Genomic DNA, 17,838 nt, shown 5'->3' with positions numbered 1-17,838 from the left:
TGTTTGCCATTCTCAAACGATTATGGAGCTTTTCTGTCCGAACTTAAAAACGAAATTTTTCTGATTGCATTCTAAGCGATTCATTAGCTCAAAACGAAAATAAAAATCACGTCATTGACTCTAGGGAGTTTTCACTGGGTTAACGACATTATCAATGATTAAAAACGTAACATTTGACAGATGTTAGATATTAGATAAGGAATAATATGAAACCATTTCTCTTTTGCGTGGACTCCGATGGCTGTGCCATGGATACCATGACTTATAAACACAAACTCTTTTTTGGCCCGCTGATTGCCAAGTATTTTCCGATTGATGATCCGGAAGGTTTTCAGACAGATTGGGAAACGTTAAACCTCTATTCTCGCACGCGTGGCGTCAACCGCTTTACAGGCTTGATGATGGCCTTGCAAGCAGCTAAGGTTCCCAATATTGAGCACTTAGTAAATTGGGCAGAGTCAACTACTTCCCTGTCTAATGCTTCGCTTGAGCAGGCCTTGCGTGACAATCCTTCAGAGGATTTAGAAAAAGCTCTAGCGTGGTCAAATGATGTCAATCATCATATCAAGCATTACCAAGGAGATGCTCTGGCCTTTCCAAATGTGCGCGAGGGGCTTGAAAAACTCAGCCAGCTAGGATCGGTTTATGTGGTCAGCTCAGCCAATCGCGAAGCAGTAGCAGAAGAATGGGAAGACCAGGGTCTCGTGCCTTTTGTGACCGACCTTTACTGTCAAGACCGTGGCAAAAAAGAGGATGTCTTGGCTGAATTGCTCAGTCTGGTGGACAGTCCAGATCAGTTGCTCATGATTGGTGATTCGCCAGGAGATTGTCAGGCTGCTGAGCTCAATCAGGTCCAGTTTTATCCGATTATCGTTGGAGATGAGGGGCACTCATGGCAGCAATTAATGGCAGTTGAGGCAGATGCTTTTGTCGCTGGTAACTATAACCAAGACCAGTACAAGCAGCTCTTCTGGCAAAATTTAGATCGTTGAGAGTGGGATAGACAGCCATGACGACGCAAGTGTAGTTATAGGTTAAGCTTGGTGATAAGAGTCTAGGGGAATTTGATTTCTATTCTCATTCTTTCAAAAACATCATCAAGCTGAGTCAAGGACAGCAGACTTTGACTGTTAACACCTATATCTTAATAAAGGAGAAGACATGACACATTTAGTTGATTTGAAAAAAATGCCTTATAATCTAGATGATGAGGCAATTAACTGGGTAGAAGAAACCCTAGCCTCAATGAGTCTGGAAGAAAAAATTGGCCAGCTTTTTGTCAATATGGGGGCTAGCCGAACTGAGGAATACCTGACCGAGATGGTTGACAAGTACCATATTGGAGCTGTTCGCTATAATCCTGGCACATCAGAAGAGGTCTACGACCAAAACTGGATTTTACAAACCAAAAGCAAGGTTCCTTTACTGATTGCAGCCAATACAGAAGCTGGAGGAAACGGTGCTTGTACAGACGGTACTGAAGTCGGTAAGGAAGTCAAGATTGGTGCAACTGATAATCGCCGTTACGCCTACGAGATGGGGCGTGTGTCTGGCGTTGAAGCCGCAGCCATTGGCTGTAACTGGTCCTTTGCACCGATTGTGGACCTCAATCGTAACTGGCGCAATCCTATTATTTCCAGCCGTTCGTGGTCTGATGATGCAGATCGTGTGCTGGAGATGAGTCTGGCCTACATGGAGGGGATTCAGGAGTCTGGTATTCTTCCTGCGGCCAAGCATTTCCCAGGTGATGGCGTGGACGAGCGCGATCAGCATTTGTCATTTTCGGTAAACTCTTATTCCACAAAAGAGTGGGACGCGTCTTTTGGTAAGGTTTATAAGGGATTGATTGATGCTGGTTTGCCGTCTATCATGGCAGGACACATTCATCTGCCATCTTACGAAAAAGAGCTTGATCCAACGGTGACAGATAATGACATCCTGCCTGCGACTTTGTCAAAACCGCTTTTAGACGGGTTATTACGTGGCAAGCTCGGCTTTAACGGGCTTGTGGTGACAGATGCGTCTCATATGTTGGGAATGACTTCTATCATGTCACGCCGTGAAGCTGTTCCGACAGCGATTGAAGCGGGTTGTGATCTATTCCTCTTCTATAACGATCCAGACGAGGACATTGCCTACATGCTTGAAGGTTATCAAAAGGGGATTCTCTCAGACGATCGCTTGCATGATGCCCTTCGCCGTGCTTTAGGATTGAAGGCTAAGTTAGGCCTGCATAAGAAAGCTAAAACGGCTATTTTGCCACCTAAGGAAGAAGCCTTAGCTAAGATTGGTTTGCCAGAAAATAAGGCCATTTTCCGTGAGGTAGCAGATCAGGCGATTACTTTAGTCAAAGACAAGCAAAAAGACCTATTCCCTGTAACACCTGAGCGTTATAAGAGAGTTCTCTTAGTTCCTATCAAGGGGATCGAAGGTGGTTTTGGAGCTATGATCAATCATGGCAAGCCGAAATCTGTGGATTTGTTGAAAGAAATTCTTGAAGAAAAAGGTTTTGAAGTGAGCATCTGGGAAGCCGTTGAGGATAAGATCAAAAAACTGCCACCAGAGGAGCAGTTTGCAGCGATTCGCAATGTCTACGCTCAGAAACAATCGATTGCCAGCCTAACTGAAAATTATGACCTGATTATCAACCTTGCAGATGTCAATACAGGTGCAACAGTACAGCGCATCGTTTGGCCAGCTTCAAAAGGAACACCAGACATTCCGTTTTATGTGCATGAGGTGCCAACCATTTTTGTTTCTGTTCAATCGCCTTATCATCTGGCAGATGTTCCACAGGTTGGAACTTATATCAATGCCTATGATGGCAATCGGGAGACCCTAGAAGAATTGACTAAGAAGCTGATGGGAGAGTCTTCTTTTAAAGGAATTGATCCTGTTGATGCTTACTGTGGCTTGATCGATACTCACATTTGGCGAAGCCACTGAGAAAGGAATTACCATGTCAAAAATAGTTGATTTAACCCAAAAACCTTACAATCTTAGTCCATCGCAAATCGCTTGGGTGGAAGACACTCTGGCTGATTTGAGCGATGAGGAAAAGATCGGCCAACTCTTTGTCAATCTCTTCTTCTTTGGCGGAGATATGTTTAGTGGCAATAACTTGAGCAATCAAGAAATTCTCAAGAAATACCACATCGGTGGTGCTCGTTATATGAATGGGACGCCTGAGCAAGTACAAGGACTGATTAACGAATTGCAAGAGCATTCCAAAGTGCCGCTTCTAGTTGCGGCTAATTGTGATTCGGGTGGTGACGGCGCTGTTAAAGGCGGAACCTACATTTCCTCTGGCGCCCAGTCAGAGGCCAGTCGAGACACGCGTGTGCCTTATCTAGCCGGTCTTGTTTCTGCTCGTGAGGAGACAGCTCTCGGTGTTAATGTCAATTTTGACCCTTGTGTGGATATTCTAGAAAACTGGCGCAATACGATTGTCAATACCCGTGCTTACGGTACAACAGCAAAAGATGTGATCACCTATACCAATGCTTATTTAGATGGGTTGACGGCTGAAAGAGAGGTTATCCAGTGCATCAAGCACTTCCCAGGTGATGGCACCGAAGAGCGCGACCAGCACTTGGTGTTAGGTGTGAATGAACTATCGCCTACTGAGTGGGAGGATTCCTTTGGAGAAGTGTATCGTAACCACATAAAACGCGGTGTTGAGATGATTATGGCTGGTCATATTGCCTTGCCACACTATCAAAAGCAGCTCAATCCAGACCTGAAAGACGAGGACATTTTGCCAGCGACCTTGGCGCCAGAGTTGATCAACGGCCTTTTGAAGACTGATTTAGAGTTCAACGGTCTGGTCATCACAGATGCTTCTCACATGTTAGGCATGACAGCAGCCATGCGCCGTGAAGACTATGTGCCTCAAGCTATTGCTGCGGGCTGTGACATGTTTCTCTTCTTTAACGATATGGAGGAGGATTTCAACTTTATGCTCAATGGTTACCGAAAAGGGATTATCACTGAAGAGCGCTTGAATGATGCTGTTCGCCGTATCTTGGGACTCAAGGCTAAGCTCAACTTGCATGTCAAAAAGGCAGAAGGGACGCTTCTGAAATCTGCTGAGGAGCTGTCTATCATTGGCTGTGAGGAACATTTGGCTTGGCAGAGAGAAGCTGCTGATAAGGCAATTACTCTGCTCAAAGACACGCAGAAAAATCTGCCAATCAGCCCTGAAACTCATAAGCGCATCCGCCTTTATTACCTTGAAGGGGAAAAAGGTGGGATTATGGAAGCTAGCAATGAGGTTGTAGATAACTTGAAAGCTGCGCTTGAACGTCGTGGCTATGAGGTGACCATCAATGACGGAAATACCCGCATTAAAGGCAGCACCCTCAAGTATCGCGAGGAAGTAGATCTAGCTTTGACCGTGGCTAATGTTGTAGGTTATGGTGCGCAAAACAACTACCGTATCCAATGGAAGATGGCCATGTCTAATGAAGTGCCTTGGTATGTCCATGAGGTGCCGACAATCTTTGTTTCCCTCAATTACACGACGCACCTGCACGATGCAACTATGGTTAAGACTGCTATCAACGCTTATCACCACAATCCTAACACCATTGAATCTCTGATTGATAAGTTAGAAGGCAAATCAGACTTCGTAGGTGTACCAAATGATTTGGTCTGGGCGGACAAGTGGCAAGCTAAACTATGATTATTTAAAAGTTCCTACTCAAAAATCGGACCTGCTTAATTAAACAGATCCGATTTTTTGTCTTTTTATATTAAGAATATGAACTTGCAGATAGAACTGAAATTTACTCAGACGAGTTAACGATTTTCAAAGAGTATTAAATTAATTCTTCAATAGGAACATAGTTAAGGCCTAAATCACGAGCGACGGGTTGGCTGACAAGTTTGCCTTGGAAAGTTGTAGCACCTGCTCTCAGGCCATCATTGCCATTGAGAGCATCGATAAATCCGAGATTAGCTAAGTCAAGGATATAAGGAAGGGTCACATTAGTTAGCGCAATGGTAGATGTGCGAGGAACAGCGCCAGGGATATTAGCAACAGCGTAGTGAAGGACGCCGTGCTTGACGTAGACAGGCTCATCATGCGTTGTTGTCTGATCTGCAGTTTCGATGACACCGCCTTGGTCAACTGCCACATCCACAATCACAGAACCAGGACGCATCGTTTTGACCATATCTTCTGTTACAAGTTTAGGTGCTTTAGCCCCTGGAATTAAGACTGCACCGATAACTAAGTCGGACTCTTTCACGACTTCCGCGATATTGAGCGGGTTAGACATGAGAGTCTGGATTTGGCTGCCGAAGACTTCTTCCAATTCAGATAAGCGTTTAGCAGAGATGTCCAAAATGGTCACTTGAGCGCCGAGACCTAAGGCGATACGTGCAGCATGAGTTCCTACAACGCCACCACCGATGATGGCTACCTTGCCTTTAGGAACGCCTGGAACACCGCTAAGAAGCACACCAGAACCGCCCTCTTGCCTAGTCAAGAAGTGGGACCCGATTTGCACCGCCATGCGTCCAGCAACTTCGCTCATAGGTGTGAGAAGGGGGAGCTGGCCTTGGGCATTCGTTACAGTTTCATAAGCAACGCTATTGACCTTGCTGAGGAGCATGGCTTCAGCTAAGTCTGGCGCAGCTGCCATGTGAAGGTAGGTGAAGAGAATTAAATCTTCACGGAGATAAGGATATTCAGATTTAAGCGGCTCTTTGACCTTGACAACGAGTTCTGCGGCCCACGTCTCAGCAGCACTTGGAGCAATCTGAGCGCCTTGAGCGACATAATCTGCGTCTGCAAAGCCAGATCCAAGCCCAGCTTGAGTTTCAATCAAAACCTGATGTCCAGCTTGAACAAGGGCGTAAACACCGGCAGGTGTCAATGCCACACGATTTTCATTGTTTTTAATTTCTTTAGGAATACCAATTAGCATACGATTCCCCTTTCTTTCTCATATATCTATTCTAGTGGAAAATTGAAGCGATTTCAAGTTAGAGCCTGAAAAATGAAAAACTCATAACTTACTTTAGGAAGTTGCTCAATAAAAAATTCTAATTGAATTATCTAGATGAAATATGAAGGAAGTAATTATGGTATAATATAAATTGATACCTTTTGTATTAAATGTTGAAAGGTTATTGTTATTCAGTTAATAATTTTATTTGGGAAACGGTTCATGCTTTACTACTTACATTTGGTTAGTGGACGATTGATTGTTCCAAAGAGGTAATGATGTATAAGATTTTAGCCATTGATGATGATAAAGAAATTTTAAAGCTCATGAAGACAGCTTTGGAGATTGAAAATTATCACGTAACAATTTACCAGGAAATACAATTACCAATAAATGTTGATGATTTCAAGGGTTATGATTTAATTCTCCTAGATATCATGATGCCTACTATTAGCGGTATTGAATTCTGTCAGAAAATCCGTGAAAAAGTGTATTCTCCAATTATTTTTGTCAGTGCCTTAGATACTGATAAGGAAATTATTCAGGCTCTAAACATAGGAGGAGACGACTTTATCGTAAAACCATTTAGCCTTAAACAATTTACAGCTAAGGTTAACTCTCATTTGAAGAGGGAGGAGAGGACAAAATCAAAGAGTGAAAAAAACGCGAGAGAGAAGCGTAGCTTCCCACCGATAGAAATTTATCTAGAGGAACGCATGCTGTATATTGAGAAGGAACCTTTGCCACTGACATATCGAGAGTACGATATTCTAGAGTTACTTTCACGTCATCCGTATAAAGTTTTCTCGAAAGAAGAAATATATGAACAAGTATATAATGAGGAATCTTCGGCTTTATTTCATTCTATTTCAGAGTATATTTATCAAATTAGAATAAAATTTTCAAGTTTTGGAATTAATCCAATAAAAACAATTCGTGGAGTTGGTTATAAATGGGATGTTTAAAAAATATTCAATAAGAAATCGTGTTTGGCGTACAGTTTTTGAAATTGCCCTTGGAACTTTTGTTACAATTTTAATGGTTGTAATTATGTCACTTTCTTTCTTAAAACTAAATATAGTGACATCTCATAATGTTGGAGAAAGGTATCGTACTGAAGATAAAAAGACAGTCAAACAACTGACAAACTATATGAAATCATTGGGATTAGATTATGTCATTTTTGATAAAGAAACAAATAAGATTATGGAAGGGAAGTACCTGTCTAAAGAAATTTCTTTGTTTAAAAAAGTTGTCGAAGAAAAAAGCAATTTAACTTTAAACTCGGTGCATTATGATTTGTATACAAACAATAATTATTATGTTGTTATCAGATATAATGAGATACCAGAATTCTCTAACCACTACTTTAGAAATATTTCGTATAATATGCTTACTTTTTATTTTCTAGGTTTTGGAATGAGTATTAGTATCATAGTTGCTTTAACACGGTTTGTAAAAGAAATTTCTTTAAATTTCAAGAAAATTAAGAGAGCAGCCAATAAAATGGGGAGAGATAGCATATCTGAACAAGAAAGTTATTCTAAAATAATCGAATTTGACGATATCCTGAGAACCTTACATGCAAAAGGAGATAACTTGAAAAATTTGATTGATAGAGAAAAATTAGAAAAGCAAGATTTATCCTTCCAAATTGCTGCGCTTTCTCATGATATTAAGACACCGTTGACTGTTCTAAAAGGAAATTTAGAGTTACTAGAATTAACTGTCTTATCTACCAGTCAACAAGATTATACACTTTCTATGAATAACAGTATTTCGGTTCTTGAAGGATATTTCAATTCTTTAATTTCCTATACACGAATGCTCTCAGAAGAGAGACCAGCGAAACTGATTATCATTGAGAAGCTATTAAATGAGTTGCATTTTGAGGTCAACGACCTTTTGAATATGAACAAGGTTACATATTCCCTTTGTAATCGACTTACAAGCACTTCTTTTTATGGAGATGGGAGCCATTTGATGAGGGCACTTTCTAATCTTTTAGTTAATGCAATTAGATTTACGCCAGTATCAAATAAGAAAATAGAGGTCACATTGTCTGAGTCAAGCAATCAAATTTATTTTGAAATATGGAACAATGGTCAGCCCTTTAGTGAAAACACTCTGAAAAATGGGAATAAGTTATTTTATACGGAAGATTATAGCAGAGGAAGCCAGCATTATGGGATTGGATTAGCTTTTGTCAACGGAGTTGCTACTAAGCATGGTGGAAGCCTCCGATTGTTTAATCCAGCTAGAGGAGGAGCGAGTGCAATTTTATCCATTAAAAAGAACCTCCAGAAACTATGATGGAATTTGAAGTATTTTAAGCAGAAATCATAAAGAATTTTTTGATTATCTGCTTAAAATACTTTTTTTCTGAACAAATTCTGAACTTGAAATGACATAATGATAGTGTAAATATATCGGTTACTTAAATGAAAGCGAGGAAGTGGAAAATGAAGAACACAATTAAAGATTTCGACCTAGATTTAAAAACAACCAAAAATAACTCTGCTGAACCACTTGTTGGTAGTCGCTATCTTTGCACACCTGGTTCATGTTGGAAATTAGTTTGCTTTACAACAACTATTAAATAATTCAATTACTATTATTACTGTAGTTTCAAATAATCCGATATATTTATAAGTTTAGAGGAGTAGACTGTTTTTAGTTTGCTCCTTTATTAGTAGATAAGGAAGTTATATATGATTAAAGCTCAACTGAAGAACTTAATGAAGACAATCAATCTTGTAAAAGAAGCAGGATTTTCATTGTTAATGTTCTCAATTGGTATTAGTCTGTTTCAAGGGATCTTACCAATTTTTAGTATGCTATTAGTGCAAAATATGTTAAATATTATTGCAAGCAATATTGATCGTTTTCACACATTGATGATTTCTTTTACCCTTTATGTTATTTTAACATTATTGACTATTATAGTTGGAGAAGTCGATGGGTATATTGATACTAAATTACAGATACTTTTGCATTATAAGATGAATCATTTGGTCATGCAGAAAACTGTAAAGTTAACATTAGCTGAATTTGAAACACCAGAGATATATGATGACATTACACGTATACAGAATCAAATATCCTATAAACCGTTTCAAATATATAAATCTATTATTTCTGTACTATCTTCATTAGTATTATTTATTTCTTCCTTTATCATTCTGTTGAATTGGAAGATATCAATTTTTCCACTTTTGATTGTTCTTCCTATAATTTCAATTTATATATACTTAAGAATAGGTAAAAACGAATTTGAAATGTTATATAGACGGAGTAGTGATGAAAGGGCAAATTGGTATATTAGTCATATTTTAACACATGATTTTGCTGTTAAGGAATTAAGGTTAGGCATATTAGAAAACTATTTTTTAAAAAAATTTGACAAAAATAATCAATTATTTATTAGTCAGGAAAATAGTATAAATAAGTCTAAAATGAAATATGGTATATTATTGGGAATTTTGGAGATTACTGTAGAATCAATTATAATGTTCCTTGCGGTTAGAGAAGCATTTTTAGGAATACTTTTAATTGGAAATGTAACGACTTTTATAAGATCTTTATCTACAATGCAAACAAGTACACAAAATATAGTGAACAATATTTATTCTTTATACAATGGCTCACTGTACATGGAGTTACTGTATGATTTTACTCATGATGAGATAGGATACAATAATCTAACAGAAAATATAGTTGAGGATATTCAGTCTATTGAGTTTGAACATGTTTCTTTTTCATATAATGGTAAGGAAAATGTGATAAATGACATAAGTTTTTCAATTACTTCAGGAGAAAAACTAGCAATTGTTGGTGAAAATGGTTCTGGGAAAAGTACTATTTTTAAATTAGTCTGCGGACTTTATGATAATTATGAAGGAAATATTTATATAAATGGTATAAATCTTCGTTCAATACAGAAAAAATCATATTATAAGAGGATATCAGCGTTATTCCAAGATTTCTTGAAATATGAGTTGACACTTCGTGAAAATGTTGGATTAGGTGAGCTATCAAAGTTGTATAGCGATGAGGATTTAATAAGCACATTAAAGCGTACGGGAATTGATTCAATATTTTATGCTAAGCAGGAAAAAACTAATCAGCTAGACTTAGAACAGCAATTAGGAAATTGGTTCGAGGATGGGAGACAGCTTTCTGGTGGGCAGTGGCAAAAAATTGCATTATCAAGAGTTTATCTTAAAGAAGCTGATTGTTATTTTTTGGATGAGCCTAGTTCTGCTTTAGATCCAGAATCTGAAACAAAAATTTTTAAAACATTTTTTGAATTATCACAAAATAAAATTGGTATTTTCATTACACATAAGCCAAGCATTACTCAATTTGTAGATGAAATTTTGTACTTGGAGGATGGTGGCGTAGTCGAGATAGGAAATTTCAATGATTTAAACACTAAAGGTATGAAATTCAAAAATTTGTTAGATAAGGAGATTGGAATTGTATATGACACCTCAAATTGAACAAATTTTAGGTTATGTTGCTGGTAGTTTCACGAACTATGAACGGGTAGTAGCAGAAAGTGCAAATAAAGCGCTAATTAACATAGAACCTAAATACCAAAATACTTTTTTTGAGAAATCTTTAAGTCACGGTATACCATCATTAATCTTAATGTATAGTTCACTATATAAAGTAACAAAACAAGAGAAATATATAGCGTTGTCTAACATACACATTGAGAAATTAGTTGAAATCATCTCCAAAGATGGCATAGAATCCCCATCTCTTTATGCGGGAACTGCTGGTATTTCATTAGCTATTAGAGAAGCTAGTATATCAGGAAAATATTATACAAAGCTGTTGAGCTCTTTACATTGCCTGTTGAAAGAACAAACTCAAGAAAAATTGATTATAAGTTTATCAAATATTGATAAGAGGATTATTGAGCCATTTGACTATGATATGGTTAACGGTTTTAGTGGAATAGTTAATTACTTAATACTTGAGAGAGAATATTTTTTTGAAGAATTAAAACAAATAGGGACTTATCTTTTGAAGTACGTTGAGACAATTTTGTATAAAGTAACAAATTGTTCTGTAGACACAAAAAATGAATTAGATTTGGGTATTGCTCATGGAATTGTTGGCCCAATGTTAACATTAGCAAAATTAAAATCAGAAAGAATCTTAAAAGAAGATGTAGAGATATTGAATAAAGCTATTAAGCTAGTGTTCTTATGTAGAAGAGAAGATAAACTGTGGCCTGGAAAAATATATTCTGATAATATTTTGAATTTTGATTTTAAAAATCTTCCTACTAGGATGGCGTGGTGCTATGGTACTCCTGGAACAGCACTCGCTTTATTTAAAATATGTCAATTGATGGATTTAAACTATACTGATAATATTGTCGAAAGTTTGGTTGCTCAGATGAACAGTACAGAAAAAAATATTTATTCACCGTCAATGTGTCATGGATTATCAGGTGTTGCCTTTATATATGATTTGATTGGTAGAAGCTATTCAAATGTGGAATTAGCAAATTTTGCAGATTACCTACGCCAAGAAATAATAATGCAATTCTCAGAGCAGAAAATATTTGGATATACTGATAGAGAAAAATTAGGGGAAGTAGAAGTTGAACTGGAGTCAGTTGGTATATTACAGGGGGTGTCAGGCATAGTCTTATTTTTATTAAATCCTTATAGTGATGAGGAATTGTTGTGGGAAAGAATGTTTATTTAATTAAAAGAGGAGAACAAGATGTATAATATATTTCCAAGAGGTATGATCCGCATTCCTTTGCAAAAACAAGAATTTTATAATAAAGGATATGAGGAACTGATAAATGATAAAGTTTTTATGGAGCAACTTCTAGTTGCTAGTCCTAGTCTCTATAATAGTGTAATAAATATTGATAAATGTAATGAAAAGAAAAAACAAAATGTAAAAGTATCATTAAAGAGTTACGCAAAAAGAGCAGCATTTCGGACAACTCCGTTTGGAATTTTTACTGCAATAAATGTAGTTGACCTAACGAATGAAAATAACTCTAATGTGCAAAAAATTAGCTTTGCTAAAAAAGCAGCACCAGATTATCTTTGGGTATATTCTTTAGTGAAATCTTATGAAATAAAGAATATTGAAAAGCTTGACTTTAAGATAAATACAGCAGCGTTTATCCAAGGAGATAGATATGTATTACCATTTACAGTGAATGAGTTTGAGGAGGATAGAAATATAAGCCTTTTGAAGCCAGTTCAGATATTGATTGAAAAATGTCAAAAAGACTATGTAAGCTATGAAGCATTGATAAACATACTTAAAAATAGCTATCCAGAGGTAGCTTTAGAAGTACTAACATCATTTATCTACAATTTAGTTGAAAATGATTTTTTAATTTCAGATTTGAGGCCACCAATTTGTAATATTAATTCCCTAGATTATTTATTGTCAAAATTAGAAAAAGGAAAACTAATAAATGATTTACATAATTTAAAAAATATGATTGAAGATTATAATGATTTAAAAATCGGTGAAGGTAGTAATTTACTTCTTCGAATCTTTGATGTTATGAAAAATATTCATAAATATGATAATGGTGGTAATTATCTAAAGGTAGATTCCTTAGCAAAGTTTGATGGTGATTTTGATATATTGTCAGAAAAATCTTCTGAAACTATAAAGCAGTTTGCAGGAATGTTTGTAAAGTTGAATGCTAGCGTAAAGAGAAGAGGAGGTCGGAAAAATTCGTTTGAAGAGTATCAATTGAAATTTATTGGAAAATATGGAGAAAATTGTGCAATTCCATTTGTAGAAGTAATAAATAAAGATATTGGCATAGGATTTCCGGAATATTACAAAGATGAATCAGGAGAAGAAATAGAGTTAAGTGACCCAATAATGCAAATGTTTGAAAAGAAATATGAGGATGCTCTTTTAAATGGTAGTGGTATTGAATTTAGCTCAAGAGATTTAGATGATTTTGAAATAGATCAAAATAATAGTTTAGAATCATTTGAGTTAAATTTTAATATCAAAAAGCTAAATAATGATGTCAAGTTATATTTAGGTGCCAACATTGGTTCTGGTCAGGCTGGTAGAAGTTTCGGTAGATTCTACACATTAAGCGAACGATTAAGAACAACAATTAAAAAGTTAAATCAGCAAAATTGTATGAACGTAGAGTTATCATTCGTTCCGAAGCAGATAAGAATAGCGAATGTAATGCAAAATTATAGTGACGAATCCTTTAATACCTCATTTTTTACAACATCATGGGATTCAACAAATGAGATTAGATTAGAAGACATTTATATAAGGTATAGTGAAGGTAAGTTTCATTTTACAACAAGAGATGGGGAGAATGAGTTAAAATTTACTATGAATAATATGTTGAATTCTGATAGCCAAAGTAAGGTACTGAGATTGTTGGTTGATATATCAGAGTTTGAGTATGGTTTATCACATTGGTCTTTATTTCCGTGGGATATTTTGGCTCAGGAAAGAGTCTATATTCCTGAAATTTCATTTGAGGGAATTACGATAGCTACTGCACAATGGAATTTATCAGTGATGAGAGAACAGCTACTAACTCAAAATAAATTTACTGATAAAAAAGTCATATTTGATAATTTTAGAAAGACATACAAAGTTCCCAAGGACAGCATTTTGAAATATGCAGATAATGAATTAAGGCTAGACTTATCTATGGATGATGACTTAGAGATTTTATTTAAAAATATTAAGAAATACGCACTTGTTTCACTAAGAGAAATTGAGAAAGGGGAGTCAATTTTTAAAGAATATTTGGGTAACTACAACGCAGAAATAGTGGTTCCAATCATTAAAAACTTAAATAAAAAAGTAAGTCGCGAAACTAAGGTAATCTTTAAAAATGAAATTAAGAAAACATATTTACCATTTTGTGACTGGCTATTTTTAAAATTGTATGGTCCAAAAGAACGACAAAATGAACTATTAAGTTACTGGAACCATTTTTTTGCGAATAGAGTACCAGAAAATTGTAATCAAACCAAAATGTTCTACATGAGATATAATGACATCAATGATCATGTAAGAATTCGCGTAAATTGTAATTCAATTGAAAATAATTTTTCTTTGTATTTGTCAGTAGTTCATGATTTATTACCCCAACTGATAGAAAATGGTATTATCTCTGATATAGAAGTGAGTAGCTATAAGCCAGAAGTTAATAGATATGGAGGACCTGATTTAATAAGTTATGCTGAGGAAATTTTTTGTAAAGAATCTATTTTATTGATGAATAATACAATAGAATTCTCAGATAATGAAAGATTAATTTGTGCCACTTATTTGGTTTTACACTATCTAAATTACTTCTTTAAAGATAAAGAAACAAGGCTTTCTTTTCTATTTGAGAATTATACTGGAAAATATAAAAAAGAATTTAAAAATTTACCAATTGATTTACCTATTGAGTATATGAAGAGCCTGAATGGAGTAGCCTCAGCGTTAGATAAATATGATTTTTTCCAGGAAATGGATAAATATCTCGCATCTTATATGGAAGAATACAATCAATTTGGTAGTTCAAATACTATTTATAATACTAAATTTAATTTAGTAGGAAGTTTTTTGCATTTATCAATGAACCGATTAAACGGAATTGATAGAGAATTTGAAGAGAAGGTATATTGTTTTGCTTACTACACACTAAATGCTCAACAGTATATATAATGGGAGTGATTAATATGTTAAAAGTACAAAACTTAAAAAAATCTTATGGTAAGAGAACTGTATTAGATAATGTCAATATGAATATTCCTAAAGGGAAAGTTTATGCTTTAATTGGTCCAAATGGTGCTGGAAAATCAACTATAATGAAAATTTTGACAGGTTTAATTAATAAGACGAGTGGTTCTATTATGTTTGAAGGCAGAGAGTGGTCACGTCGAGATTTGCGCAAAATTGGGAGTATTATTGAAGAACCACCACTTTACAAGAATTTGAGTGCCTATGATAATATGAAAGTAGTTACAACAATGCTTGGTATTTCAGATAGCACCATACTTCCATTATTAAAGAAAGTTGGTCTGGGGAATATTGATAAGAGACCAGTAAAACAATTCTCTCTTGGGATGAAGCAACGGTTAGGTATAGCTATCTCTTTAATAAATTCACCTAATTTACTTATATTGGACGAGCCTACTAATGGTTTGGATCCTATTGGAATTCAAGAATTGAGGGAAATTATAGAATCATTTAAATCAGAAGGAATGACAATCATGATTTCAAGTCATATTCTTTCGGAGGTTGAACATCTGGCTGATTTTATTGGTTTCATCTATGAAGGAAAGATTATCCTAGAGAAAGAATATGATGGCTCTGAGAATCTTGAGCAACTGTTTAATGGTCTAATTTTATCTGAGAGGAGGTTAGGTTGACTATGACGAAAATCATACTGTCTAATTTACTGAAAATAAAAAATACAAGTATCTATAAGTTGGTCTTTCTTTTTCCCATCATTTGCATCATGTTATCTTTGTTATTTTCTGCATTAGGTGGTGAAAGTATCTTACGTCTAACTGCAGAAACAACATTGAACCAATGGGGAATTATTTGGATTAATGTTATTATTTCAGTTAATTCTGGACTGTTAAACAAACTTGAAAAGGATTCTAACAAGTATTCGATTTTCTTATCAAGGGACGTTGATTTAAAAAAGGTAGAATATACAAGAGTCATATTGATAGCTTTTATCAATTTAACAATTAGCATAATCTTAGGTTTAATGCTTGTGGTGGTCAGTTTAGTTATACCGACACCTAGTATCACAAGTCTGGGGAGAATATTGCTGACTATATTATTACTTTGGTTGACTACGTTATGGCAAATTCCGCTTACTTTATGGCTGTCAAGAAAAACTAATTTGTATTTTGTTATGATTATTAATACTATATCTCCACTAATTATTGGTACAAGTTTTTCTCTCTTAGATAAATGGTATTTGTTTCCTTATGATTGGTCAATGAAGCTTCTTGAGCCGATGACAGGCATGAGGATAAATGGTATTCCTTTTGGTTCTGATTTTATTCCTGACTATTCACTTGTTTTCATATCTCTTAGCTTAGGTATCTTTTTCTTCATTTTATTAACTGAGCTAGCTGCTATATCTTTTAAAAGGCAGGTGAGATAGCAATGAAATCTTATTTACAATCTAATTTCATAAAAATAAAAAACACGTCTTATTTACTAGTGCACATTTTAGCTACATTATTATTTCCACTACTTCTATTCTTTTACTGGATCCAGCGTGGGGATATACAAAACAATATTGCATTGTTTTCCTATTTCCAAATAGTAGGAGTACTTCTTCCCTTTGCCTCTAGTATTGTAACCATTCAGTTAAAGAGTTTAGAAGAAGAAGCAGGAAAATTCAAGTATTTGCTTGGGTATTCACTGTCGAGTTACATGCCATTTTTTATAGAATTGATATTTCTATGGATGTGCTACTGTATAGTATTACTGGTTTCTTTTGCTCTATTCGGCATCTTTGTGATAATGAGTGGTGCAATAGTAAATTTTCAAGTTGTTTTTTTGAACATTTCATTTTATATCATTCTTGCTTTTGCGACATATATAATAAATCATATCATTAGTTATTTATGTAGTATAGGAGTAGCACTAGGAATTTCTATGATAGGGGTGATTGTTGCGGCATTTTGCGAAACAAGTCTAGGTGACAAGGTATGGTTTTTTATTCCATGGTCATGGCCTTTAAGAATATCAGATGTCTTATTCAATCAACAGAAAATAGCTAGCATTCATCTTATTGTTATGGCTATTATTTCGATCGCAATGCTCTTGCTCCATAGGCGAGTATTTCAGAATTGGAATCAAGATCGATTAACGGAAAGCTGAGTATATCTATTTTTGAGTTTTATTTATCTGTTAATAACAAATACCATTTTTTCCAAGTTATAAAGACTCTCTAATTTATCTGACTAAAAATAGGTATAAATTTTAATCGAATAATATAGTGAGTTTTTATGATTTTGTCCAAAGGAGCCTTTTTGTCTTAGGCTCTTTTAATTTTCCTCTCATTTCTTCTACCGATAGAGTCACCTGCCATAATATTAAGAAGGAGGGAATTCAGTAACTTCCTACAGTAAGTTCCACTAGTGGTTTAGATGGACGTCAGTCTGGGAGAAATTGCTCTTGCGACATGCGTGAAAAATTGAGTCAAGCTATTGACAGTCTATAGACTCTATGATATACTTTTCAAGTACGCTGATTTAGCTCAGTCGGTAGAGCGCATCCATGGTAAGGATGAGGTCGCCGGTTCGATCCCGGCAATTAGCATTTCCCCCAGCCCTGAGATGTTTGTCTCAGGGCTTTTTCCAATAATACAATAGGATAGGAGTTTCTATATGAAAAAAGTATGTTTTGTTTGCTTGGGTAACATCTGTCGCAGTCCTATGGCTGAGTTTGTCATGAAGTCTTTGACAGATGAGTTAGAGATTGAGAGTCGCGCAACTTCTGGATGGGAGCATGGTCATCCGATTCATGAGGGAACTCAGGGCATTTTAAAACAGTACGGGATTGCTTATGATGTGAAAAAAGATTCGACAAAGATGAGTTCAGATGACTTTGAGTATTTTGATGTAATTATCGGTATGGATGCTTCAAATGTTGAAAACCTCAAAGCCATGTCAGATCCTAAATACCATAACAAAATTGTCCAATTTGCAGAAGAATCGGTCCCTGATCCATGGTACACGGGTGACTTTGAAGATACCTACCAACGTGTCCTGTCTGGATGTCAAGAATGGGTAAAAAAATTGACATAAAACTGTCATTTATCTCAAAAACGCTCTAAAATATAGTATAATGGTTAGTATATAGGAGCAAAAGAGAC

Annotated in this window: 14 protein-coding genes and 1 tRNA gene; 14 read left to right on the top strand and 1 reads right to left on the bottom strand. The window is 35.6% G+C overall.

All coding sequences use genetic code 11. The features are described from left to right. Positions 1-206: 206 nt before the first annotated feature. From A3I5_RS0106365 to A3I5_RS0106355, 3 genes are all read left to right on the top strand, one after another. Positions 207-992, top strand: a complete 786-nt coding sequence (locus A3I5_RS0106365; RefSeq protein ID WP_018373776.1) for an HAD family hydrolase — start codon at positions 207-209, stop codon at positions 990-992. A gap of 169 nt (positions 993-1,161) precedes the next feature. Then, positions 1,162-2,946: a glycoside hydrolase family 3 protein gene (locus A3I5_RS0106360; protein WP_018373775.1), complete on the top strand. Its 1,785-nt coding sequence runs from the start codon at positions 1,162-1,164 to the stop codon at positions 2,944-2,946. A gap of 13 nt (positions 2,947-2,959) precedes the next feature. Further along, positions 2,960-4,684, top strand: coding sequence for a glycoside hydrolase family 3 protein (locus tag A3I5_RS0106355; protein ID WP_018373774.1), 1,725 nt, complete (start codon positions 2,960-2,962; stop codon positions 4,682-4,684). A gap of 136 nt (positions 4,685-4,820) precedes the next feature. On the opposite strand, the gene ald is transcribed toward A3I5_RS0106355, so the two are convergent. Next, positions 4,821-5,933 (bottom strand): alanine dehydrogenase, encoded by a 1,113-nt coding sequence (gene ald, locus A3I5_RS0106350; RefSeq protein WP_018373773.1) that lies wholly within the window; start codon positions 5,931-5,933, stop codon positions 4,821-4,823. A 299-nt stretch (positions 5,934-6,232) separates the two neighbouring features. Here ald and A3I5_RS0106345 point away from each other — a divergent pair, with 299 nt between their 5' ends. The 11 genes from A3I5_RS0106345 (at position 6,233) to A3I5_RS0106300 (ending at position 17,770) form a co-directional block, all read left to right on the top strand. Then, positions 6,233-6,919 (top strand): response regulator transcription factor, encoded by a 687-nt coding sequence (locus A3I5_RS0106345; protein ID WP_018373772.1) that lies wholly within the window; start codon positions 6,233-6,235, stop codon positions 6,917-6,919. Next, positions 6,912-8,267, top strand: a complete 1,356-nt coding sequence (locus A3I5_RS0106340; RefSeq protein ID WP_018373771.1) for a sensor histidine kinase — start codon at positions 6,912-6,914, stop codon at positions 8,265-8,267. Before A3I5_RS0106345 ends, A3I5_RS0106340 begins: the two co-directional genes overlap by 8 nt. A gap of 149 nt (positions 8,268-8,416) precedes the next feature. Continuing rightward, positions 8,417-8,557, top strand: a complete 141-nt coding sequence (locus A3I5_RS12325; RefSeq protein ID WP_083903311.1) for a lantibiotic streptin — start codon at positions 8,417-8,419, stop codon at positions 8,555-8,557. 108 nt (positions 8,558-8,665) lie between these two features. Further along, positions 8,666-10,456: an ABC transporter ATP-binding protein gene (locus tag A3I5_RS0106335; protein ID WP_018373770.1), complete on the top strand. Its 1,791-nt coding sequence runs from the start codon at positions 8,666-8,668 to the stop codon at positions 10,454-10,456. Beyond that, the gene (locus A3I5_RS0106330) at positions 10,440-11,681 is read left to right on the top strand and encodes a lanthionine synthetase C family protein (RefSeq protein WP_018373769.1); all 1,242 of its coding nucleotides are present in this window, start codon (positions 10,440-10,442) and stop codon (positions 11,679-11,681) included. Before A3I5_RS0106335 ends, A3I5_RS0106330 begins: the two co-directional genes overlap by 17 nt. Before the next feature lie 18 nt (positions 11,682-11,699). After that, positions 11,700-14,657, top strand: coding sequence for a lantibiotic dehydratase (locus tag A3I5_RS0106325; protein WP_018373768.1), 2,958 nt, complete (start codon positions 11,700-11,702; stop codon positions 14,655-14,657). Between the two features lie 14 nt (positions 14,658-14,671). Next, on the top strand, positions 14,672-15,364 hold the full coding sequence (locus tag A3I5_RS0106320; protein WP_018373767.1) for a lantibiotic protection ABC transporter ATP-binding protein: 693 nt from the start codon (positions 14,672-14,674) through the stop codon (positions 15,362-15,364). A 2-nt stretch (positions 15,365-15,366) separates the two neighbouring features. Next, positions 15,367-16,116 (top strand): lantibiotic immunity ABC transporter MutE/EpiE family permease subunit, encoded by a 750-nt coding sequence (locus A3I5_RS0106315; protein ID WP_026216959.1) that lies wholly within the window; start codon positions 15,367-15,369, stop codon positions 16,114-16,116. A gap of 2 nt (positions 16,117-16,118) precedes the next feature. Continuing rightward, positions 16,119-16,841, top strand: coding sequence for a lantibiotic immunity ABC transporter MutG family permease subunit (locus tag A3I5_RS0106310; RefSeq protein ID WP_018373765.1), 723 nt, complete (start codon positions 16,119-16,121; stop codon positions 16,839-16,841). Between the two features lie 368 nt (positions 16,842-17,209). After that, a tRNA-Thr gene (locus A3I5_RS0106305) sits at positions 17,210-17,282 on the top strand. Positions 17,283-17,350: 68 nt separating this feature from the next. Next, positions 17,351-17,770: a low molecular weight protein-tyrosine-phosphatase gene (locus A3I5_RS0106300; RefSeq protein ID WP_018373764.1), complete on the top strand. Its 420-nt coding sequence runs from the start codon at positions 17,351-17,353 to the stop codon at positions 17,768-17,770. Positions 17,771-17,838: the final 68 nt, after the last annotated feature.

This window comes from Streptococcus merionis DSM 19192, from assembly GCF_000380085.1.
Classification (GTDB): Bacteria; Bacillota; Bacilli; order Lactobacillales; family Streptococcaceae; genus Streptococcus; species Streptococcus merionis.
This window is presented reverse-complemented; position numbering and strand designations above follow the sequence as displayed.